Origin of the sequence: Sulfuritalea sp. (genome assembly GCF_031426875.1) — a bacterium.
In the GTDB taxonomy this organism is placed as follows: Bacteria; Pseudomonadota; Gammaproteobacteria; order Burkholderiales; family Rhodocyclaceae; genus Sulfuritalea.
In genome coordinates this window covers 226,279-247,773 of the sequence record NZ_JASJPC010000008.1, presented here as the reverse complement: position 1 = coordinate 247,773, position 21,495 = coordinate 226,279, and the positions used below count along the sequence as shown (strand labels likewise).

The 21,495-nt window shown below is 65.9% G+C and carries 19 protein-coding genes; 13 read left to right on the top strand and 6 right to left on the bottom strand.

Going from position 1 to position 21,495, the window contains the following annotated elements:
* Positions 1–66 precede the first annotated feature (66 nt).
* The 4 genes from RMO95_RS04755 to ppc all read left to right on the top strand — a co-directional run bounded on the left by RMO95_RS04755 (position 67) and on the right by ppc (position 4,871).
* A complete protein-coding gene (locus tag RMO95_RS04755) occupies positions 67–729 on the top strand; it encodes an amino acid ABC transporter permease (protein WP_310449444.1) in 663 nt (220 codons plus the stop codon).
* An 8-nt stretch (positions 730–737) separates the two neighbouring features.
* Positions 738–1,466 carry an amino acid ABC transporter ATP-binding protein gene (locus tag RMO95_RS04750; RefSeq protein ID WP_310449443.1) on the top strand — a complete coding sequence of 243 codons (729 nt, stop codon included), beginning with the start codon at positions 738–740 and terminating at the stop codon, positions 1,464–1,466.
* A gap of 97 nt (positions 1,467–1,563) precedes the next feature.
* Complete coding sequence (locus RMO95_RS04745; protein ID WP_310449442.1) at positions 1,564–2,046, top strand: hypothetical protein; 483 nt, start codon at positions 1,564–1,566, stop codon at positions 2,044–2,046.
* Positions 2,046–4,871, top strand: coding sequence for a phosphoenolpyruvate carboxylase (gene ppc / locus RMO95_RS04740; protein ID WP_310449441.1), 2,826 nt, complete (start codon positions 2,046–2,048; stop codon positions 4,869–4,871). Before RMO95_RS04745 ends, ppc begins: the two co-directional genes overlap by 1 nt.
* A 146-nt stretch (positions 4,872–5,017) precedes the next feature.
* On the opposite strand, the gene clsB is transcribed toward ppc, so the two are convergent.
* Genes clsB through RMO95_RS04720 form a run of 4 tightly spaced genes read right to left on the bottom strand, consistent with a single transcriptional unit; the run spans position 5,018 to position 8,576 of the window.
* The gene (gene clsB, locus RMO95_RS04735; protein ID WP_310449440.1) at positions 5,018–6,211 is read right to left on the bottom strand and encodes a cardiolipin synthase ClsB; all 1,194 of its coding nucleotides are present in this window, start codon (positions 6,209–6,211) and stop codon (positions 5,018–5,020) included.
* Entirely contained in the window at positions 6,208–7,008 is an 801-nt protein-coding gene (locus tag RMO95_RS04730; protein ID WP_310449439.1) for an endonuclease/exonuclease/phosphatase family protein, read from the bottom strand. Before RMO95_RS04730 ends, clsB begins: the two co-directional genes overlap by 4 nt.
* Positions 7,009–8,106 (bottom strand): quinolinate synthase NadA, encoded by a 1,098-nt coding sequence (nadA, locus tag RMO95_RS04725; protein WP_310449438.1) that lies wholly within the window; start codon positions 8,104–8,106, stop codon positions 7,009–7,011. It lies immediately after the preceding gene.
* 17 nt (positions 8,107–8,123) lie between these two features.
* Complete coding sequence (locus RMO95_RS04720; RefSeq protein WP_310449437.1) at positions 8,124–8,576, bottom strand: rhodanese-like domain-containing protein; 453 nt, start codon at positions 8,574–8,576, stop codon at positions 8,124–8,126.
* 59 nt (positions 8,577–8,635) lie between these two features.
* On the opposite strand from RMO95_RS04720, the gene RMO95_RS04715 reads away from it, so the two are divergent.
* The 7 genes from RMO95_RS04715 to RMO95_RS04685 all read left to right on the top strand — a co-directional run bounded on the left by RMO95_RS04715 (position 8,636) and on the right by RMO95_RS04685 (position 16,594).
* The gene (locus RMO95_RS04715; protein ID WP_310449436.1) at positions 8,636–9,832 is read left to right on the top strand and encodes a cation diffusion facilitator family transporter; all 1,197 of its coding nucleotides are present in this window, start codon (positions 8,636–8,638) and stop codon (positions 9,830–9,832) included.
* A gap of 370 nt (positions 9,833–10,202) precedes the next feature.
* Positions 10,203–11,612, top strand: a complete 1,410-nt coding sequence (gene glnA, locus RMO95_RS04710) for a type I glutamate--ammonia ligase (RefSeq protein WP_310449435.1) — start codon at positions 10,203–10,205, stop codon at positions 11,610–11,612.
* A 357-nt stretch (positions 11,613–11,969) separates the two neighbouring features.
* Entirely contained in the window at positions 11,970–12,401 is a 432-nt protein-coding gene (locus RMO95_RS04705; RefSeq protein ID WP_310449434.1) for a DUF4124 domain-containing protein, read from the top strand.
* A 58-nt stretch (positions 12,402–12,459) separates the two neighbouring features.
* Complete coding sequence (gene glnL / locus RMO95_RS04700) at positions 12,460–13,530, top strand: nitrogen regulation protein NR(II) (RefSeq protein ID WP_310449433.1); 1,071 nt, start codon at positions 12,460–12,462, stop codon at positions 13,528–13,530.
* 46 nt (positions 13,531–13,576) lie between these two features.
* Positions 13,577–14,995 carry a nitrogen regulation protein NR(I) gene (gene ntrC, locus RMO95_RS04695; RefSeq protein WP_310449432.1) on the top strand — a complete coding sequence of 473 codons (1,419 nt, stop codon included), beginning with the start codon at positions 13,577–13,579 and terminating at the stop codon, positions 14,993–14,995.
* A gap of 78 nt (positions 14,996–15,073) precedes the next feature.
* Entirely contained in the window at positions 15,074–15,859 is a 786-nt protein-coding gene (locus tag RMO95_RS04690; RefSeq protein WP_310449431.1) for a biotin--[acetyl-CoA-carboxylase] ligase, read from the top strand.
* Positions 15,860–15,868: 9 nt separating this feature from the next.
* Complete coding sequence (locus tag RMO95_RS04685; RefSeq protein ID WP_310449430.1) at positions 15,869–16,594, top strand: type III pantothenate kinase; 726 nt, start codon at positions 15,869–15,871, stop codon at positions 16,592–16,594.
* 1 nt (position 16,595) lies between these two features.
* On the opposite strand, the gene RMO95_RS04680 is transcribed toward RMO95_RS04685, so the two are convergent.
* Positions 16,596–18,113, bottom strand: coding sequence for an AAA family ATPase (locus RMO95_RS04680; protein WP_310449429.1), 1,518 nt, complete (start codon positions 18,111–18,113; stop codon positions 16,596–16,598).
* 40 nt (positions 18,114–18,153) lie between these two features.
* Positions 18,154–19,737 carry a histidine kinase dimerization/phospho-acceptor domain-containing protein gene (locus RMO95_RS04675; protein ID WP_310449428.1) on the bottom strand — a complete coding sequence of 528 codons (1,584 nt, stop codon included), beginning with the start codon at positions 19,735–19,737 and terminating at the stop codon, positions 18,154–18,156.
* 519 nt (positions 19,738–20,256) lie between these two features.
* Here RMO95_RS04675 and RMO95_RS04670 point away from each other — a divergent pair.
* Complete coding sequence (locus tag RMO95_RS04670; RefSeq protein WP_310449427.1) at positions 20,257–20,751, top strand: hypothetical protein; 495 nt, start codon at positions 20,257–20,259, stop codon at positions 20,749–20,751.
* Positions 20,752–20,887: 136 nt separating this feature from the next.
* Entirely contained in the window at positions 20,888–21,493 is a 606-nt protein-coding gene (locus RMO95_RS04665) for a TetR/AcrR family transcriptional regulator (RefSeq protein ID WP_310449426.1), read from the top strand.
* The last annotated feature ends 2 nt before the right edge of the window (positions 21,494–21,495 follow it).

Genomic DNA, 21,495 nt, shown 5'->3' with positions numbered 1-21,495 from the left:
GCGCCCCCGTCCCCTTCCAACGACCAAGGTGTTTCATGCGTCGCGAAGCGCGGTGGAACAACTGAAATGGGCGACTTCGACTTCAGCGTCTGGGGCCCGAGCCTGCCCTTCATCCGCGACGGACTGCTGTTCACCTTGCGCCTGACGCTGGTGGCGATGACGGGCGGCATCGTGATCGGCACCCTGCTGGCGCTGGCGCGGCTGTCGCCGATCGTGCCGCTGGCGCGCATCGCCGGCGCCTATGTGGACCTGATGCGCTCGATCCCGCTGGTGCTGGTGATCCTCTGGTTCTTCCTGGTGATTCCCTTCATCACCGGCTCGCCGGTCGGCGCCGAGACATCGGCGCTCATCACCTTCACCGCCTTCGAGGCGGCTTTCTACTGCGAGATCATGCGCTCGGGCATCCAGAGCGTGCCGCGCGGCCAGCTCGATGCGGCGCAGGCGCTGGGCCTCGGCCGGGCGCAGACCATGATCCATGTGATCCTGCCGCAGGCGTTGCGCAACATGCTGCCGGTGCTGCTGACGCAGACCATCGTGCTGTTCCAGGACACCTCGCTGGTGTACGCGATCGGCGCCAAGGACATGCTGAAGGCGGCCGACGTGGTCGGCAAGAATTACAATCGGCCGGTGGAGATGATCGTGCTCTCGGCCCTGATCTACTTCGCCATCTGCTTCAGCCTGTCGCTGGCCGTGAAGCAGCTGCAAAAACGTGTCGCCATCATTCGCTGAAAGCCGCCATGATCGAAATACGCAATGTGTCGAAGTGGTACGGCCAGACCCAGGTGCTGAACGACGCCAGCACCCATGTCGCCAAGGGCGAGGTGGTGGTGGTCTGCGGGCCGTCGGGTTCGGGCAAGTCCACGTTGATCAAGTGCGTGAACGGCCTCGAAGCCTTCACCGAGGGCAGCATCACGGTGGACGGCATTTCGGTCGGCGATCCGAAGACCGACCTGCCCAGGCTGCGCGCCCGGGTCGGCATGGTGTTCCAGCACTTCGAGCTGTTCCCGCACATGAGCGTGCTGCAGAACCTCGCGCTGGCCCAGGTCAAGGTGCTCGGCCGCAGCCAGGAAGAGGCCGCCACGCGCGGCGAGGCGCTGCTCGACCGCGTCGGCCTGCGCGCGCACGCGGCGAAATTTCCCGGCCAGCTGTCGGGCGGCCAGCAGCAGCGCGTGGCGATCGCCCGCGCCCTGGCGATGGACCCGATCTGCATGCTGTTCGACGAACCGACCTCGGCGCTCGACCCGGAAATGATCGGCGAAGTGCTCGACGTCATGGTCGAGCTGGCGCAGGAAGGCATGACCATGATGTGCGTCACCCACGAGATGGGCTTTGCGCGCAGGGTGGCGCGCCGCGTGGTGTTCATGGACCACGGCGAGATCGTCGAGGACGCGCCCACCGCGCAGTTTTTCGACGCCCCGGCCAGCGAGCGGGCGAAGACCTTCCTTTCCCGCATCCTGCACCACTGATCGCGGGATTGAAGACAGTAATTGTGCCGACGCGAGGCGCCGGTAAGATGCCCTGCTGGGCCTCGGACGGAAGGAAATCATGGGTATCGGAATCTGCTTGAAGCGCGCACTCGCGCTGATCGCGGCTTGCCTGCTTGCCGCTTTGCCGGCACTGGCGCCGGCGGCGCCGGCCAGCGCATTGACGGAGGCCACGGACCTGGCCGCCGATGCGCGCCTCGCCGCGGCGAAGGGCGTGCCGCTGGTGGTGCTCTACAGCCGCGAAGACTGCAGCTGGTGCGAGAAGCTGCGGCGCGAGCATCTGGGCCCGCTGTCGCGCAATCCGGCGGCGCCGGCCGTGGTGCGCGAAGTGCACATGGACCGCGCCGGCACCGTGGTGGATTTCGCCGGGCGCCGTATCGCCAGCGTCGACTTTTCAAACCAGGTGCAGGCGCGCTTCGCGCCGACCGTGATGTTCCACGGTCCCGACGGCGCGGCACTGGCCGAACCCATCGTCGGCTTCCGCCTGGCCGACTTCTATGCTGCCTACCTCGACCGCGCGATCGAGGAAAGCCGAACCCGACTCCAGCGCCGCAAACCATAATGAATTCACTCGCCGCCGACAAAGACCAACCCCTGCGCGACGACATCCGCCTGCTCGGTCGCCTGCTCGGCGACACCGTGCGCGAACAGGAAGGCCTCGAAGTCTTCGAGCGCGTCGAGCAGATCCGCCGCCTCGCGCTGCGCTTCCATCGCGACGACGATCGCGCCGCGCGCGAGGAGATGGCAGCCCTGCTGCGCGCGTTGCCGCGCGACGGCACCAGCCAGGTCATCCGCGCCTTCAGCTATTTCTCGCACCTGGCCAACATTGCCGAGGACCAGCACCACATCCGCCGCGCGCGTGCCCATGCCCGCGCCGGCGCGGCGCCGCGCGAGGGCAGCCTGGCGCTGGCCCTGGCGCGCGCGCTGGCGGCCGGCATCGATGCCGCCAGGCTGCGCGATTTCTTCGCCGGCGCCCAGGTGAGGCCGGTGCTGACCGCGCACCCGACCGAAGTGCAGCGCAAGAGCATCCTCGACTGCCAGTGGAAGATCGCGCGCCTGCTCGACCAGCGCGACCGCACCGAACTCTCGCCCGAGGAGCAGGCCGAGCACGATGAATCCCTGCGCCGCGCCGTGCTGCGCCTGTGGCAGACGCGCATGCTGCGGCGGGCCAAGCTTTCCGTCATGGACGAGGTGAGCAACGCGCTGTCCTTCTACGACATGACCTTCCTGCGCGAACTGCCGCGCCTCTACAACGCCTGTGAGGATCACCTGGCCGGCGCCGTGCCGGACTGGGAGGCGCAGGGCATGGACGAGCTGCCGGCCTTCCTCAGCCCCGGCTCGTGGATCGGCGGCGACCGCGACGGCAATCCCTTCGTCACTGCCGAGGTGCTGGATGCCGCGATGCGCGCGCAAAGCCGCAAGGCGATCGGCTATCTGCTGGAACAACTGCACCAGCTCGGCGCCGAACTGTCGACCACCACCTCGCTGATCTCGGTGCCCAATGTCGAGTTGATGCGCCTGGCCGAACTGTCGCCCGACCGCAGCCCACACCGCGCAGACGAACCCTATCGGCGCGCCATCGCCGGCTTCTACGCGCGCCTCGCCGCCACCGCCCTGCAGCTCGACCAGCTCGAAGCGCCGCGCCATGCCGTGGCCACGGCCGAGCCTTATGCCACGGCCGCCGAATTCGGCGCCGACCTCGACGTGCTGCACCGCTCGCTGATCAGCCACAAATGCGCCCTGCTCGGGCGCGGGCGCCTACGCCGCCTGCGTCATGCCACGAGGATGTTCGGCTTCCACCTGGCGCCGCTCGACCTGCGGCAGAACTCGGATGTGCATGCGCGCACCGTGGCCGAGCTGCTGGCCGTCGCGCGACCGGGCAGCGACTACCTGGCGCAGGACGAAGCCGCGCGCATCGCGCTGCTGCTCGACGAACTCGCCACGCCGCGGCCGCTGACGGCGCCCGGCGTCGACTACTCGGAGGAAACCCGCGGCGAGCTGGCGATTTTCCATACCGCACAGAGCATCCACCGGCGCTATGGCAAGGCGGCGATCGAGAACGTGATCATCTCCAAGACCGACGGCGTTTCCGACATCCTCGAAGTCGCGGTGCTGCTCAAGGAAGTCGGCCTCTTGCGGCCGCTGGAGCACGCGCTCGACGTCAACATCGTGCCGCTGTTCGAGACCATCGAGGATCTCGCCAATGCCGGCCCGATCATGGACAGCCTGCTCGCGATCCCGCTCTACAAGCGCCTGCTCTCAAGTCGTTCGCAGGGCCGTTCCAAGAACGACTTGGCCCCCCCGGGGGCGCAACAGGATTCACGACAGGCGCTGCACGAGTGCATGCTCGGCTATTCCGACAGCAACAAGGACGGCGGTTTCCTGACTTCCGGCTGGGCGCTCTACCGCGCCGAAATCGCGCTGACCCAGGTCTTCGCCCGCCATGGCATCACGCTGCGCCTGTTCCATGGCCGCGGCGGTTCGGTCGGCCGCGGCGGCGGACCCAGCTACCAGGCCATCCTCGCCCAGCCGCAGGGCGCGGTGCAGGGCCAGATCCGCATCACCGAGCAGGGCGAGGTGATCGCCTCGAAATATGCCAACCCGGAACTCGGCCGGCGCAATCTCGAAATCCTCGCCGCCGCGACGCTCGAAGCCACGCTGCTGGGCCACCAGCACGACGCGCCGCGCCCCGAGTTCCTCGCCGCGATGGAAGAACTCTCGGCCGCGGCCTGCGCCGCCTATCGCAAGATGGTCTACGAGACGCCGGGCTTCGAGCAGTATTTCTGGGAGTCCACGGTGATCGCCGAAATCGCCGCGCTCAACATCGGCAGCCGCCCCGCCTCGCGCAAGCCATCCACGGCGATCGAGGATCTGCGCGCGATCCCCTGGGTGTTTTCCTGGGCGCAGTGCCGCCTGATGCTGCCGGGCTGGTTCGGCTTCGGCGCCGCAGTCGCCACATTCCGCGAAACGCACGGCGCAGCGGGCATGGATTTGCTGGCCGAGATGAATCGCGAATGGGGTTTCTTCCGCGCCCTGCTATCGAACATGGATATGGTGCTGGGCAAGAGCGACATCGCGATCGCCGAGCGCTACTCGCAGCTGGTCAAGGACGAGACCCTGCGCGATGCGATCTTCCCGCGCCTCAAGGCCGAGTGGCAGTCATCGATCGATGCGCTGCTGCTGATCACCGGGCAAAAGGAATTGCTCGACCTCAATCCGCTCCTGAAGCGCTCGATCCGCAACCGCTTTCCCTACCTCGATCCGCTCAACCACATCCAGATCGAACTGCTGCGCCGCCACCGTGCCGGTGCGACCGACGAGCGGGTGCAGCGCGGCATCCACCTGACCATCAACGGCGTCGCCGCCGGCCTGCGCAACAGCGGATAACAGGAAAATTGCAGGCGCTGTAGTGTTGTAGGGCCGGCTTCAGCCGGCCAGGGGTGGATGGCGTTGTAGGGCTGACTTTAGTCGGCCAGGGGTGGTTGGCGGACTGAAGTCCGCCCTACGGTCCGCCCGGAGCATCCTGCGGCACGCTAATCGGCGTATTGCTTGCCCGCGTAGCGCGTGATGCCGGTCAGGAAGCGCACCAGGCCGTAGGCGGCGGAGCTGGCGACGCGCGCCAGCCAGGATCGGCGGCGCTGGTCCTCCGCCCGGATTTCCACGGCGGCACCGCCGATGGCGGCTTCGAGGCTGGCCATCAACTGCGCGGCGAAGTCGGCATCGCGCACCACCAGGTTCGCTTCGCGCGACAGCAACAGGCTGAAGGGATCGATGTTGGACGAGCCGACCGTGCACCAGTCGCTGTCCACCACCGCCACCTTGGCATGCAGATAGGCCCTGCGGTATTCGAAGACGCGCACGCCGGTGGCCAGCATGCGGTCGTAAAGCGACATCGTCGCGTAGCGCAACAGCGGATGGTCGGCGCGTCCCTGCAGCAGCAGGCTGACGCTGACGCCGCGCTTTGCCGCGGCGCGCAGGGCCTTGCGCAGGCGGCGGCCGGGCAGGAAATAGGCGTTGGCGATGACGATCCGCTGCCGCGCGGTGGCGATGGCGGAGAGGTAGGCATTCTCGATGTCGCGCCGATGGCGCAGGTTGTCGCGGATCAGCAACTTCGCCGCAATCGAGCCGCCCGCTTCGGGCACCGCCGGCAGCGGCGCCGGCGGCGGCGGACGGCGGCCGAGCCGAGCCCAGCGCACCAGCCGCCAGACATGGCGCATGGTGGCGTGGATGCGCGTCACCAGCGGCCCCTCGACGCTTACGGCGTAATCGAAACGCGGCGCGGCTTGCTTCCCGTCGTCGTAATCGTCCAGCACATTGATGCCGCCGACAAAGGCCAGGCGGCCGTCGACCACCACCAGCTTGCGATGCAGCCGGCGCAGGCGGTGACGCCGGAAGCGAAATTTTCCGATCTCCGGGCGGTAGATCATCACCTCGACGTTTTGCGCCGTCAGCGAGGCGCCGAGGCCAGTGGCAAACTCGCGCGCGCCGAAGCCGTCGACCAGCACCCGCACCGCGACGCCGCGTTGCGCGGCGCGGGCCAGCGCCGCGGCGACCCGGCGCCCGGTGGTGTCGTCGGCAAAGATGTAGGTTTCCAGGTGCACCTCATGCCGCGCGGCGTCGATCGCGGCGATCAGCGCCGGGAAGTACTCGTTACCCGATTCGAGCAGCTGCAGGCGGTTGCCGGCAACCAAGTCATGCACCGCGGTGGCCCGAAAGTTGGCGCTCACGGCACGGCGTTTCCACCCTGGAGCACGGCGGCAAGCACCGCATGATCGGAAATGCTCGACCACGGCCGTCCGGCATGCACCTGCGCCGCGACGACCTGCATGCCGCGCTGGTAAATGCGGTCGAGGCGAAACATCGGCAGGGCGGCCGGATAGCTGCGCGAGGGCCGGCGGCCGTCACCGGAAAATACCTCGGCCAGGCCGAGGCGCTCGGCCAGCAGGTCGTCGGCGCGATTGCGCCAGTCGTTGAAGTCGCCGGCGATCAGGAGCGGCGCAGCGGCCGGCACGACTTCCTCGATGCGGCTTGCCAGCGCATCGAGCTGCAGCCGCCGCGAGCGCGCGAACAGCGACAGATGCACGCAGACGCAATGCAGCGGCTGCGCCAGCCAGGGCAGCTGGACGACGCAGTGCAGCAGTCCGCGCTTGTCGAAACGCAGGTGGGTCACATCCTGGTTGTCGCTATGCAGGATGGGAAAGCGCGAAAGGATCGCATTGCCGTGGTGGCCGTGGTCGTAGACCATGTTGCTGCCGTAGCAATGGTTGCTCCAGACGTCCTCGGCGAGGAATTCGTGCTGCGGCAGCGACGGCCAGTCGGTATGCCGTGCGGCGTGCAGCAGATGCAGCCCCTGCACTTCCTGCAGGAACACGATGTCGGCCGACAGCTCGCGCAGGCGTTCGCGCAGCTCATGCACCATCATGCGGCGATTGAATTGCGAGAATCCCTTGTGTATGTTCCAGGTGGCGACGGACAGCGCCGAGGGTGTCGCGACCCGGGTCTGCTCCTTGCTGTGTAGCTTCACTCAGGAAACCGCAAGCATGCGTTCCAGGGCGATCCTGGCCAGCGCGGCTTCGTGCGGCGGGACCTTGATCTGGTTGACGACGCGGCCTTCGACCAGGTTTTCCAGGGTCCACGCCAGGTGCTGCGGATCGATGCGCTGCATGGTCGAGCACATGCAGACGGTGCTGGCCATGAACTGCACGATCTTGCCCTCGTGCTTGACTTCCTGGGCCAGGCGCTCGACCAGATTGAGTTCGGTGCCGACCAGCCAGCGCGTGTTGGGCGGTGCTGCTTTCACCGTCTGCAAAATGGTCTCGGTGCTGCCGATGTAGTCGGACTGCTTGCAGACCTCGAAGCCGCACTCGGGGTGCGAAATGACCAGGCCTTCGGGATACTGGTTGCGGAACTTGATGATGTCGCGCGGCTGGAACATCTGGTGCACCGAACAGAAGCCGTGCCAGAGGATGATCTTCGCCTTGTCGATCTGCTCGCGCGTCAGGCCGCCCTGTTCGAGGTCGGGATTCCAGATCACCATTTCATCGAGTGGGATGCCCATCTTGTAGCCGCTCCAGCGGCCCAGGTGCTGGTCGGGAAAGAACAGCACCTTCTCGCGCTGGGCGAAGGCCCAGTCGAGGATCTTCGGCGCGTTGCTCGAAGTGCACACGATGCCGCCGTGCTCGCCGCAGAAGGCCTTGAGATCGGCCGCCGAATTGATGTAGGTGACCGGCGTGACTTTCTGGTCCGGATCGAGCACCGCGGCAAGTTCGCGCCAGGCGCGCTCGACCTTGGCCAGGCTGGCCATGTCGGCCATCGAGCAGCCGGCCGCGAGGTCGGGCAGGATAGCCACCTGCTCGGGGCGCGACAGGATGTCGGCCACTTCGGCCATGAAATGCACGCCGCAGAACACGATGTTCTCGGCGTTCGACTGCGAAGCCAGGCGCGACAGCTTGAGCGAGTCGCCGGTGATGTCGGCGTGGACATAGACGTCGGCGCGCTGGTAGTGGTGGCACAGCAGCACGACCTTGTCGCCGAGCTTGGCACGCGCGGCACGGATGCGTTCGCCGGCGTCGCGGTCGGCCAGGGTGTTGAAGCGGTCAAAGGAGATGGTGGCGGTTTGCATGGTGGTGTCCGTTCTTGCTAGCCCTGGCTCCAGGGCAGGCCGCAGGCTCGCCAGCCGCCGCTGCGGTTGCGCTGGCCGTTGGAATCCTTGTTGCCCTCGAAACCTTCGAGGATGTTGTAGCAATCGGGGAACCCGGCCTCGGTCGCGACCTTCGCCGCGGCGCTGGAACGCTGGCCGGAACGGCACAGGAACAGCAACAGGGATTCGGTCATCACGGAATGCTTGAGGGTCTGGATGAAATGCGGATTGAGTACGTTGCCCGGGTAGGCCATCCATTCGATTTCGATTGCGCCGGGCACCCGCCCTACCCAGTCCCACTCGGCCTTGGTGCGCACGTCGACGAGCCGCGCGCCGGGCGCCAGCTGCAGCAGCTCATGCGCCTCGCGCGGCGTCAGCGCGCCTTCATAGGACAGGTTCAGTTCGCGGGCGCGCGACTGGGCCAGGCTGAGCAGTTCGGTGATGCGTCCCATGGGAATACCGGTTGGATGAGCGGGATAGAATGCGAAGGATTCGAGTATAGCTTTCCCTCATGTCCCGCGAAACCCATTCACCCAAGATGGCCGACCTCCCGCGCACGGGCACGCCGGCGCGCCAGGACACGCGTTTCGCCGAGGGCCAGCGCATCACCTGGGTCAGCGTCTGCGTCAATGCCGTGCTGACAGCCATGCAGTTGGTGGTGGGCTTCTTCGCCCACTCGCAGAGCCTGATCGCCGACGCCATGCACACGCTGTCTGACATCGTCGCCGACGCCTTCGTGCTGTTCGCCAACCGCAAGGGTGCGGAAGCCGCCGATGCCGACCATCCATACGGCCACGGCCGCTTCGAGACGGCGGCCTCGCTGGTGCTGGGCCTGCTGCTGGCCGGCACCGGCGCCGGCATCCTGATCACGGCGGCGGGTCGCCTGCAGAACATCGGCAGCGCGCCGCTGGTCGGCGTCGCGGCGATGTGGGCGGCGATGTTCACGCTGGCGGCCAAGGAAGGCCTGTTCCGCTACATGTTGACGACGGCCGAGCGCCTGCGTTCGCCGATGCTGGTGGCCAACGCCTGGCACGCGCGCGCCGATGCGCTGTCCTCGCTGGTGGTGGCGGCGGGCATCGCCGGCGCCTTGCTCGGCTTCAACTTCGCCGACGCCGTGGCCGCCATCATCGTCGGCGCCATGATCGTCCGCGCCGGACTCAAGTTCGGCTGGGCAGCCATCCGCGAACTGATCGATACGGGCCTTTCGGCGGAGGAGGTGGCGGCCATCCGCAAGACCATCGCGACGACCCCCGGCGTGCTCGGCATGCATGAACTGCGCACCCGGCGCATGGCGCACCAGGTTCTGGTCGATGCCCATGTCCAGGTCAATCCGCGCATCAGCGTCTCCGAAGGCCACCGCGTCGCCGAAACGGTGCGGCAGCGCGTACTCGACAGCCATCCGGAAGTGCTCGACGTATTGGTTCATGTCGACCCCGAAAACGACTTGCTGGGCAATGCCGCCGTTGCCCTGCCCGACCGCGCCTTCCTGCTCGCCCATCTGCGCGAACTGCTCGGCGCCGATCCTCCGGAGCTCGAGCGGACCCTTCTGCATTACCTCGGCGCGCGGGTCGAGGCCGAAGTTTTTCTGCCGCCCGGCTTTGCCGACGACGCCGAAATCGCCGCGATCAGGCAGCGCGTGGCCGCGGCCCTGCCCGGCGACTCCTGGTTCATCGTCATTCACCTCAATCAGAGGATTGCACCAATTTAGTGCGGTCGACGATGACTACGCATTATCTTGGTGCATGTATCGAGGTATCGAGAAGCAAAAAGACTTGTGGCACAATCGCGTTCTTTTAGTTTCGGCCGCTGCGCTTAACGCGGATAATGCCCGCGTTAGCCTTCACTGAAACAATGTGTTTTAGTTTCGGCTTAACGCGGATAATGCCGGCGTTAGCCTTCACTGAATCAATGAGTTTTAGTTTCGGCTTAACGCCAATAGGGACGGCGTTAGCCTTCACTGAAACTTCGTTTTGCGGCGCAGGTTTTGATGGCACGCTACCTGCTATCTGCGAGCTGCACCGTTATTGTTTCGGTATCGATTTCACAGCATTTGCCATTTACTCTCAGGAGAGCAGCTCATGACCCCCCAGGACGTACTCAAACTGGTTGAAGAAAAGGAAGTTCGTTTCGTCGACTTCCGCTTTACCGACACCCGCGGCAAGGAACAACACGTTGGCGTGCCGATCTCCGCCTTCGGCATGGAAAAATTCGAAGACGGCCATGCCTTCGACGGTTCCTCCATCGCCGGCTGGAAGGGTATTCAGGCCTCCGACATGCAGCTGATGCCCGACGCCAATTCCGCCTACATCGATCCCTTCATGGACGAAACTACGCTGGTGCTGACCTGCGACGTGGTCGAACCGGCCGACGGCAAGGGCTATGACCGCGATCCGCGCTCGATCGCCAAGCGCGCCGAGGCCTATTTGAAGTCCTCCGGCATCGGCGACACGGCCTACTTCGGCCCGGAACCCGAATTCTTCATTTTCGATGCCGTCGAGTGGAAGATCGACATGTCGGGCTCCTATTGCAAAGTCATTTCCGAAGAAGCCGCCTGGGCCTCGGGCGACAAGTTCGAGTCGGGCAACAGCGGCCACCGGCCGACGGTCAAGGGCGGCTATTTCCCGGTGCCGCCGGTCGACAGCCTGAACGACATCCGCGCCCAGATGTGCCTGGCGCTGGAAGCCTGCGGCGTGCCGGTGGAAGTGCATCACCACGAAGTCGCCACCGCCGGCCAGTGCGAAATCGGCACCAAGTTCAGCAGCCTGGTGCAGCGCGCCGACTGGACCCAGATCCTCAAGTACATCGTGCATAACGTCGCCCACAGCTACGGCAAGACCGCGACCTTCATGCCCAAGCCGATCGTCGGCGACAACGGTTCCGGCATGCACGTGCACCAGTCGATCTGGAAGGACGGCAAGAACCTGTTCGCCGGCAACGGCTATGCCGGCCTGTCCGATACGGCGCTGTACTACATCGGCGGCATCATCAAGCACGCCCGCGCCCTGAACGCCATCACCAACCCGCTGACCAATTCCTACAAGCGCTTGGTGCCGGGCTTCGAAGCCCCGGTCAAGCTGGCCTACTCGGCACGCAACCGCTCCGCCTCGATCCGCGTCCCTTACGTGCATAACGACAAGGCGCGCCGCATCGAAGTGCGCTTCCCGGATCCGGGTGCCAACCCCTACTTGGCCTTCACCGCGATGATGATGGCCGGCCTCGACGGCATCCAGAACAAGATCCACCCCGGCGATCCGGCCGACAAGAACCTGTACGACCTGCCGCCGGAAGAAGACGCGAAGATCCCGACCGTCTGCTCCAGCCTGGAACAGGCGCTGGAATACCTCGACAAGGGCCGCGAATTCCTGCTGCGCGGCGGCGTGTTCAGCAATGAGATGATCGATGCCTACATCGAACTTCGGATGGAGGAAGTCACGCGCTTCCGCATGACCACGCATCCGCTCGAGTACGAGATGTACTACTCGATCTGATGAGGCTCCTGATGTGACCCCTGCACAACAAGAAGGGGCAGGAAAAACCCCTGCCCGCTTCGCTGTGGATGCGTAGCAGGCGGGCCAGCAGCTGACCTCGCCGCTACGGATGACCGCGGACGCGGCGACAAAAAGGACGGGCCTTGCCCGTCCTTTTTTATCGCCGGCGCGCGCAGCGCAATCCCCGGCGGGCAAGGCCCCCCGCAGGAGGCGGGGACGGTATCCCCCGATGGGATATGTCTGCGGCGTACTCGCCGCGGACGCGATATCTCCTGGCGGGATATGTCCGCAGCGGGAGCATCGTGGATGGTGTTCTGGCGATGTTTCCGCCGTTGACATACACTGGGCGGCATGAAGATGTTCCTGCTGCCCCTGTCGCTGTTGCTGGCGTTGCCAGCCGCCGCCAACACGCTCTACAAGTGTACGGACGAGTCCGGTGCGGTGCTGCTTACCAACCAGAAGGTCACCCGCAAGGGTTGCACCGTGCTTTCCTACCAGTCACCGCCTCCGCCTCCCGGCGGCGTGGTCAGGCAACGCCCCGCGGCGGCGCCGACGCCTGGCGATTTCCCGCGCATTTCAAGCAACGAACAGAGGATCCGCGACGGCGATCGACGTGCGATTCTGGACAGGGAACTGGCCACCGAGCTGCAGAACGCCGAGAAAGCCAGAAAGACCCTGCAGGATGCCGGTAACCAGTCACCGGACAAGCTGCAGCCGCTGCGCGATACCGTGGCGCTGCACGAGCGCAACGTCGAGTCGCTGAAGAAAGAACTCGGCAACCTGCGCTGATTCGCGGCGCAGATGAAATTCGGCGCCGCTGGTGTGCTTCTTGCAAGAATCACCGGTGATGAACGCTAGCCAAACCTTTCATGCCTTCAGCGGGCTCGATCTGCTGTCTTCCGCCGTGGTGCTGGTCGATGCCAAACTGATCATCCGCCACGTCAATCCGGCCGCGGAGAACCTGTTCGCGGTCAGTTCGCGCCAGTTGCTCGGCCACCCCCTGCAGCGCCTGGTCGGCGATCCGCCCGAACTTTCGGCCGCGCTCGAGAATGCGCTGAAGAACAACTGGAGCTACACCGGCCACAACATCCTGATCAAGCCGACGCCGGAAACGCAATTGCATGTCGATTGCACGGTGACGCCCGTGGAAGGCGGCAGTGCGCGCCTGCTGCTCGAAGTGCGGCCGATCGACCAGCAGCTCAAGGCCGCGCGCGAGGAACAGCTGGCCCAGCAGCAGCAGGCCAACCGCGAGCTGGTGCGCAACCTGGCGCACGAGATCAAGAATCCGCTCGGCGGCATACGCGGTTCGGCACAGTTGCTGGAGCGCGAGCTGTCCAGCGAACCGCTCAAGGAATACACCCAGGTCATCATCGACGAGGCCGACCGCCTGCAGGACCTGATGCAGCGCCTGCTCTCCTCGCACCGCGTGATGCAGCCGGCGCAGGTGAATATCCACGAGATCCTCGAACGCGTGCGGCGCCTGATCCATGCCGAATATCATGACGTCGCCGTGCGCCGCGACTACGACACGTCCTTGCCCGATATGACCGGCGACCGCGAACAGCTGATCCAGGCCATCCTCAACATTTCGCGCAACGCGGCGCAGGCGATGCAAGGCCATGGCGAAATCATTTTCCGCACCCGCGCGGCGCGCCAGGTTACGCTGGCGAAGAAGCACCACCATCTGGCACTTGAATTGCAGGTGATCGACAACGGGCCCGGCGTCGCGGAGGAGATTCGCGACAAGATCTTCTATCCGCTGGTGTCGGGCCGCGAGAATGGCAGCGGTCTCGGTCTCACCATCGCCCAGAGCTTCGTCCAGCAGCACGGCGGAACCATCGAGGTCAACTCGCGCCCCGGCCGCACCTGTTTTTCGCTGATGCTGCCGCTGGCCAGAAAGAAGAAGGAAGAAGCATGACGAACAGACTTTTCGCCCGCCCGCCGGCCGCTTGTGGTGGCAGACCATGAATCCGGTCTGGATCATCGACGACGACCGCTCGATCCGCTGGGTGCTGGAAAAGGCCCTCGGCCGGGAGAACATCGCGGCCAGGTGCTTCGGTTCCGCCGACGAAGTGCTGGCGGCTTTCGAACACGGCGCGCGGCCGCAGGTGGTGGTTTCCGACATCCGCATGCCCGGCAAGAGCGGCCTCGACCTGTTGCGCCACGTCAAGGAGCACTATCCCGACCTGCCGGTCATCATCATGACCGCCTATTCCGATCTCGATTCGGCCGTCGCGGCCTTCCAGGGCGGCGCCTTCGAATACCTGCCCAAGCCTTTCGACGTCGATCAGGCCGTGGATCTGGTGCGGCGGGCTCTCACGCAAGCGGCGCACCAGAATGGTGCAGCCGAGGAAACGCGCGCCGTACCGGAGATACTCGGCCAGGGCGCTGCGCTGCAGGAAGTCTTTCGCGCCATCGGCCGACTGTCGCAGTCGCACGCCACGGTGCTGATCAACGGCGAGTCCGGCACCGGCAAGGAACTGGTGGCGCGCGCCCTGCACCGGCACAGCCCGCGCAAGGATGCGCCCTTCATCGCCATCAACACCGCGGCGATACCGCGCGACCTGCTGGAATCCGAATTGTTCGGCCACGAAAAGGGCGCTTTCACCGGCGCCGCCGCTCTGCGCCGCGGACGCTTCGAGCAGGCCGACAACGGCACCCTGTTCCTCGACGAAATCGGCGACATGCCGGCCGAGCTGCAAACCCGGCTGCTGCGCGTGCTGTCCGACGGCAACTTCTATCGCGTCGGCGGCCACCAGCCGGTCAAGGCCAACGTGCGCGTGATCGCCGCGACCCACCAGGACCTCGAAGGGCGGGTCAAGGCCGGCCTGTTCCGCGAAGACCTGTTCCACCGCCTCAATGTGATCCGCCTGCGCCTGCCGCCGCTGCGCGAGCGGCGCGACGACATCCCGCTCCTGGCCAGGCACTTCCTGCAGAAAAGCGCCCAGGAGCTCGGCGGCGAACCCAAGCGCCTGACCGATGCGGCGCTCAAGTACCTGCAGGGCCTGGATTTCCCCGGCAACGTGCGGCAACTGGAAAACCTCTGCCACTGGCTGACCGTGATGGCCCCCGGCCAGAGCGTGGATATTCCGGACCTGCCCGCCGAACTGCGCGAGGGCCAGGACGGTGCTGCGCGCCGCGATCTGCCGGCCAGCTGGAGCGCGGCACTGGCCGGCGAAGCCGACCGGCTGCTGGCCGCGGCGCCCGGCCAGGTCTTCGATCAGCTCAACCGCGAGTTCGAAGCCACGCTGATCCGGCGCGCACTGAATGCCACCGGCGGACGCCGCATCGATGCCGCGCAACTGCTCGGTATCGGGCGCAACACCATCACGCGCAAGATCCAGGAACTCGGCCTGGACGAACTCAAGGCCGAGGAGGGCTGACGCGCCGCGGCGGCTTCAAGTATAGTCAGCATGACCAGGCCGGCCCTGCCGGCAACCCACTGTCATCGGGGATCCATCATGCCTGCCACCATTGCCGCCATCGTCGCCAAGCTGGGAAATGCCGCGCGCCGTTTCGATATCGACGTGCTGCCAAGCTGCGATTCGACCAATGCGGTATTGCTGGCCCGCGCCGAGGCCGGCGCCCCGTCCGGCACCGTCGTCATCGCCGAGGAACAGACCGCCGGCCGCGGCCGGCGCGGCCGTAGCTGGTTTTCCAGCCCCGGCGACAGCCTGACGTTTTCGCTGCTCTGGCGTTTTGCGCCGGGCACCGCGCCGGCCGGCCTGTCGCTCGCTGTCGGCGTCGCCGTCGCGCGCGCGCTGCAGAAAGTTGGCGCTGGCGATGCGGCGCTGAAATGGCCCAACGACATTCTCAAGCAGGGGCGCAAACTCGGCGGCATCCTGGTCGAGCTGGTGCCCGGTGCGCCGCATGCCGCCGTGATCGGCATCGGCATCAACCTGCAGCTGCCGCCGGGTATGCCCGACGATGTGCGCGCCGCCTCGGCCGCCATCGGTGCGATCGACGCCGCCGGCGTCGCGGCCGACAGCAACGCGCTGTATGCCGCCTTGCTCGGCGAACTGCTGACCGCGCTGGAAAGCTTCGGTAGCGCGGGTTTCGCCGCACTCCGCCCGGAATGGCTGGCGCGCCATGCCTTCCAGGATGTCCCGGTGAGCATTGCCAGCGATTTCGGCGCCCCCGTCGTCGGCATCTGTCGCGGCGTCGATGGCGACGGCGCGCTGCTGCTGGACGTCGACGGCCGCAGCGAGCGCATCCTGTCCGGCGAAGTCTCGCTGCGCCGCGCCTGATCCGCGACCATGTTGCTTTGCCTGGATGCCGGCAACACGCGACTGAAGTACGGCCTCAGGGACGACAGCGGCTGGCGCCTGCAGGGCCTACTCGCCTACCCGGACTTCGATGCCCTGATCGTGCAGCTGCCGCAGCGGCCGAGCCGCATCGTGGCCTGTAACGTGGCCGGCGAAGCGATCCGCCTGCGCATCGCGGCGCTGGCCGGCAGCCTCGATGTGCCGCTGGTCTGGCTGACCGGATCGGCCACGGCTTGCGGCGTGAAGAACGGCTACGACACGCCGCAGCAACTCGGTGCCGACCGCTGGGCGGCGCTGATCGGGGCGCGGGCGCTGCACGCGGGCCCGGCTGTGGTGGTGATGGCCGGCACGGCTACCACGATCGATGCGCTCGACGCCCAGGGCCTGTTTCGCGGTGGCCTGATCCTGCCCGGGCTGGCCCTGATGCGCGCCGCGCTGGCGCGCAACACCGCCGATCTGCCGCATGCCGCCGGCCATTACCGGGCGCAGCCGACCAACACCGACGATGCCATCGTCAGCGGCGCGATCCATGCGACGCTGGGCGCCATCGAACGCATCCACGCGACACTTGGCGAGGACGCGCTGTGCCTGCTCTCGGGCGGCGCGGCCCAGGAGCTTGCGCCGCAGCTGGACCTGCCGTTTCGCCTGATCGACAATCTGGTGCTGGAGGGCCTGGCGCGTTACAGCGTCGCCGCGACATCCGGCAGCCAGGCCTGATTCAGGCGCGGACGGTGTAGCCGCGCTCGTCCGCGTCGAGCGGCTCGAACCAACTCGGTTGCCGGTCGAGTATCGCCACGCTCGCTTCCGAAGCGTCGCCGCTGCGCGCCACGAGTCGGCGGCGCAGTTCGGCCGCTGGCGCCTCGGTGGCGAGGATGCCGAAACCGACGCCGAGCTCTTCTGCCAGCCGGCGGAAGGCCGCGCGTTCCTCGCGCCGCAGAAAGGCGGCATCGACGATCACCGGCCAGCCGGCGGCGAGCAGCTCGCGCGCCAGGGCGTGCAGCCGCGCATAGGTGCGCACGGTGGCCTGCGCGGTGTAGATGCCGGCGTCGGGCGCCGAGCCGCTGGCGGCCAGCGGCGCCAGGCCGAACAGGCGTTTGCGTTCGACGTCCGAGCGCAGGCGCACCAGGCTGCCGGCCGACGTGGCGGTCGGGTCGAGCAGGCGCGCGGAACTGGCCGTGGTTTTGCCCGAGCCCGACAGGCCGCAGGTGATGACCAAAGTTGGCGCTGGCGGTACGGCGAGCTGCCACGCCAGCCGCAGATACGCGCCTGCGGTGTCGAGCTCGGCCCGCCGCTGCGCGGCATCCTGCTGGCCGGCGCGCAGGGCCGCGACCTTGGCGCGCACCACAGCACGGTACACCGCGTAGAAGCGCAATACGGCCATGGAGTCGAAGTCGCCGCCGATTTCCAGCCACGCATTCAGCAGCCAGGCCGCAAGCCCTGGGCGCCGGTGGTCGAGCAGGTCGGTCCAGACGAAGGCGATTTCGCTGATCACGTCGCTCCAGCGGAAGTCCTCGTTGAATTCTATGCAGTCGAAGGGCGTGACATGCCCTTCGATCAGCACCAGATTGCCCAGATGCAGGTCGCCGTGGCCTTCACGCACGCGACCGCCGGCCTTGCGCGCGGCGAAATCGGCGGCGCGGCGCTGGAACTCCGCGTCGGTCCAGCGCGCCAGTTGTTCGACCTGCGGCTGGGCCCCGGCCGGCAGCAGCTGGCGCAGTTCGATGAAATTTTCCTGCGCTGCCGCCAGCACCTGCTGCGCTGCGCCGAAACGCGTCTCGGCGGCGGCGACCGCCGCAGTTTCGTGGAAGGTCCAGAGCGTGGCCGCGAGTTGCGTCAGGTGGGCCGGCTGCAGCTCGCCGCGGGCCGCGACCCGGTCGAGGCGGCCGCTCTCGTCGAAGCGCCGCATGCGCACCGCCCATTCGATCGCGGGTTTGGTGCCCAGTTGCGGCTGCTGCGGACTGCCGCCGATCGGCACCACGTCGAGATACAACGCCGGCGCGAAGCGCCGGTTGAGCAGCAACTCGGCACGGCAGCAGGCCTCGCGCCGCGCCAGGGTGCCGTAATCAAGAAAGGGCAGGGTGACCGGTTTCTTGATCTTGTAGGCGAACTCGCCGGCCAGCAGCAGCCACGACGCATGGGTTTCGACCAGTTCGACGCGGGCCGCCGGATGCGGATAGCAGCTCGGTGCCAGAAGCGCCGCGATCAGGGGAGGCAGGGCAGCGGACTGGGTCGCCATGATTGCCTGGGCTCGCGCCGGGTTTTCCGTATCGGGGCGCTCAGTGCGGACTGTCTTCGCGCATGCAGGCCGGAAGTTCGATCTCGATCAGTTCGCCGTTGCTTCCGCCCAGCGCCAGGCTGCCGCCCATGTCGCCGACGCGCCGGATGGCTATTTCCAGCCGGTCGGCGGACAGCGGATCGTGCTCTTGCGGCGACCCTTCAGCGGCTGCTTCGGAGCGGATCCGGATCCGCACGCCCTTGCTGCACGGTGCGGTTTCGACAATGATGTGTCCGTGCCGGGTCGGCAGCAGATTCATCAGGACTTCCTTCAGGTAATCGGGAATCAAATCGCACCACGGCAGGTTTTCGCCAGGACGGAATTCGATGGGGCTGCGGAAGCGGCGGTCGAAGCTGAAAAAATAGCAGACGGCCTCGATCAGCGGGTTGACGTTGGCAAACTCGGGTTGATCGCTGGCCGCCGCAAAGGCATTTATCTGGCGGGTCATCTGAAACACGCGGCGGCTTTGCTCGCGTATTTCCCGGGCGACGTCGGCCGGATCCCTGCCGGTCAGCTGCGGATCGGCAAGCTCCTCGGCGAGGGAGGCGATCACGGTCAGGGCGTTGCCCGTCTCATGCGAAACATTGGCCGCCATGGTCGACATCGCCGCCATCTTCTCCCGATGCCAGAGCCGCTCGCGCGCCGCAGCCTGTTCCCGCACCAGCATCTGCTCATCGATCATGTCCTGTCCGCGCTTGACGATATACAGCAGCGTCACGAACAACAGCACCAGCAAGGCGCCGACGATATTCAGCACATTGGCCGCGTTCGATGCAACGATTTCGATATTGCGTTTCGACGCCTGTTCGACTTTTCCCTGGTTCGCGGCCACCAGGCCGGCAAGCTGCGCGGAGCTGGTCTTGATCTGCTCCAGCATCGGCGTCACGTCGGCATATATCTCGAAAACGCCGACGACCTCCTGGCTGCCGTGGCGACGCATCGGGATATAGCTGGAGAGCAGATCGCGGTGCTCGACAATCCCCTCGAAGGTGCTGAACTGGTTGCGATGAGTCAGCTCGCTGGCGGCCTTGCCGGTCACGGCCGATCGCCAGCCGGCATTGGCGGCCTTGTCCTCGCCGATGTTGCGGTGATCCGAAGAATAGACGGTGAAGCCGCGCAGATCGAAGACCTTGATCTTGAACACGTTGCTGTTGCGCATGGCGGCGATTGCACGCCGGTCCAGCGCGGTGAAGCCGGGCAGCGACCTGATCTTCAGCCCCAGTTCGGCGAAGCATTCCTGGCGCACGTCGGCTGCCGGGCCCGGCGCCGTTTTTTCGGCCATCGCCCTGCAGCGATCCAGCGAAATCGACTGGACCCGGTTCACCAGCGGCGCGAAGTCGGACTCCCACAGGGCATTGGCAAAAAGCTGCGTCAGATTGACGTTGGCAGTCTCCTGCGCCGTCACCAGATTCTTCCGCGCAGTCTGCTCGGTTTCGACGGCGAGTTCGGCCTGGGCTTCCCTGAAAAACTTCGATTGGCCCTGCTGTACTTGTTTGAAGAAGGCAAGCTCTCTTTCTTCGAGCAGGTACAGGGCAATGCCGACGATCAGGAAGGAAGCCAGTCCCGCGATCGTGAAATAGCGCAACAGCCGGAATCGGGATCGATTCGGCATCAATGAGGTGCGTGCTGGCTTACCTCCCTGGTTAGCGCCAAGGCTCATGGCTTTTCTATTCTGTGCTCTGCAGGTCGATGGCGGGCGTCAAGCCGAACCGCAATATCCGACCGTGCGCGGCAAGCCTGTCATGCCGGCGCGGATGGGATGTCGGCTGCATCGTCGGTGCGCCGCGGGCCAAGGCAGGACGACCGACGGAAGAAACGCGACGCGCGTGGTATTCATTCAAGTTTAAAACAGATTCGCAACTTTCAGGTTCATTCTGTGCCTTCAAGATGCAAATGCATTGACGAATATCAATGTCATGCCGTGTTTGGAAACACGGCGGGTATCATGATCGAGCCGGTTGCGCTTTGCGGGAACCCGGCCGGGGCGGACAATATCCAAGCACTTGTGTGATAACGCACAGGTTTTTCAGCAGGCCGCGGGCATACTCGCAATGGCTTTAGCCTTGATGGCCAGGCTTCCGATCATGATCTACGGAGAATAATCATGCGAATCATCCTGCAAAGAAAAGTGGCGTTGGCCTTGTTCGTGACTGGCGTCTTTGCCGCCGGTCCGGTGTTTGCGGACAAGCCGGATTGGGCCGGCAATGGCAAGCCGGGAAAGCAGGCCAAGGAATCCAAATCGCGCAATGACGGCCGGCGCGACGAAGGCCGCGACGGGCGGGGAAAATCCTATTTCAACGATCAGCAGCGCGTTGTCGTGCGGCAGTATTACGAGAAAAGCTTCCGTTCCGGCCGCTGCCCGCCCGGACTGGCGAAGAAGCATAACGGTTGCCTGCCTCCCGGCCAGGCCAAGAAGTGGGTGCAGGGCCGGCCATTGCCGCGCGACGTGATTTATTACGATCTGCCGCCGCACGTGGTGGTGAGCCTGGGGGTGCCGCCGGCCGGCCACAAGTACGTGCGCGTCGCCACCGACATCCTGTTGATCGCGGTCGGTACCGGCATGGTGGTCGATGCCATTGCCGATCTCGGCAACATGTAAGTTCGGCAGTCCGTAAGCTTTCCCGGTCGGCGCGGCGAGGGGACTGCCGTGTTGCCAGCGCCAACTCTCGTGCGCTTCGGAAGCTTTCCTCGCACTGGGGGTTGACACTAACGAACGATCGTTCTATAAAGTGTCCATGAGCAAAGGCGAACAAACACGGCAGGCAATCCTCGACGAGGCGTTCTCGATGGCAAGTCGCATCGGCGTCGGGGCATTGAGCATCGGCGTGCTCGCCGAACGCACGCGCATGTCGAAGAGCGGCTTGTTCGCCCATTTTGGTTCGAAAGAGGAACTGCAGCTGGCGGTGCTGCGCGAATCGCAGGCACGCTTTGCCGAAGTCGTGCTGCGCCCGGCCTTGCGCCTGCCGCGCGGTTTGGGGCGCTTGCGCGCCATGGTGATCAACTGGCTGGACTGGACCCGCGCGGTGAACCTGCCCGGGGGCTGCGTGATCAATGCCGCCGCCCTGGAATTCGACGACCAGCCGGGGCCCTTGCGCGACGAGGTCAAGAACAGCCTGCTGGCGCTGCGCCGCACGCTGGCCGAGACTGTGGCCAAGGCCGTGGAAACCGGCGAACTGCGGCCGGATATAGACATCGAGCAGTTTGTATTCGAGCTCAACGGGATTTACCAGGCGGCGCAGCAGAACCGCCGCCTGTTCAGCGACCCCGATGCGGACCGCCGGGCGCTGGCTGCATTCGACCGACTGGTCCGCGACCATGCCGTCATCCAGCAGAAGGAGTAATC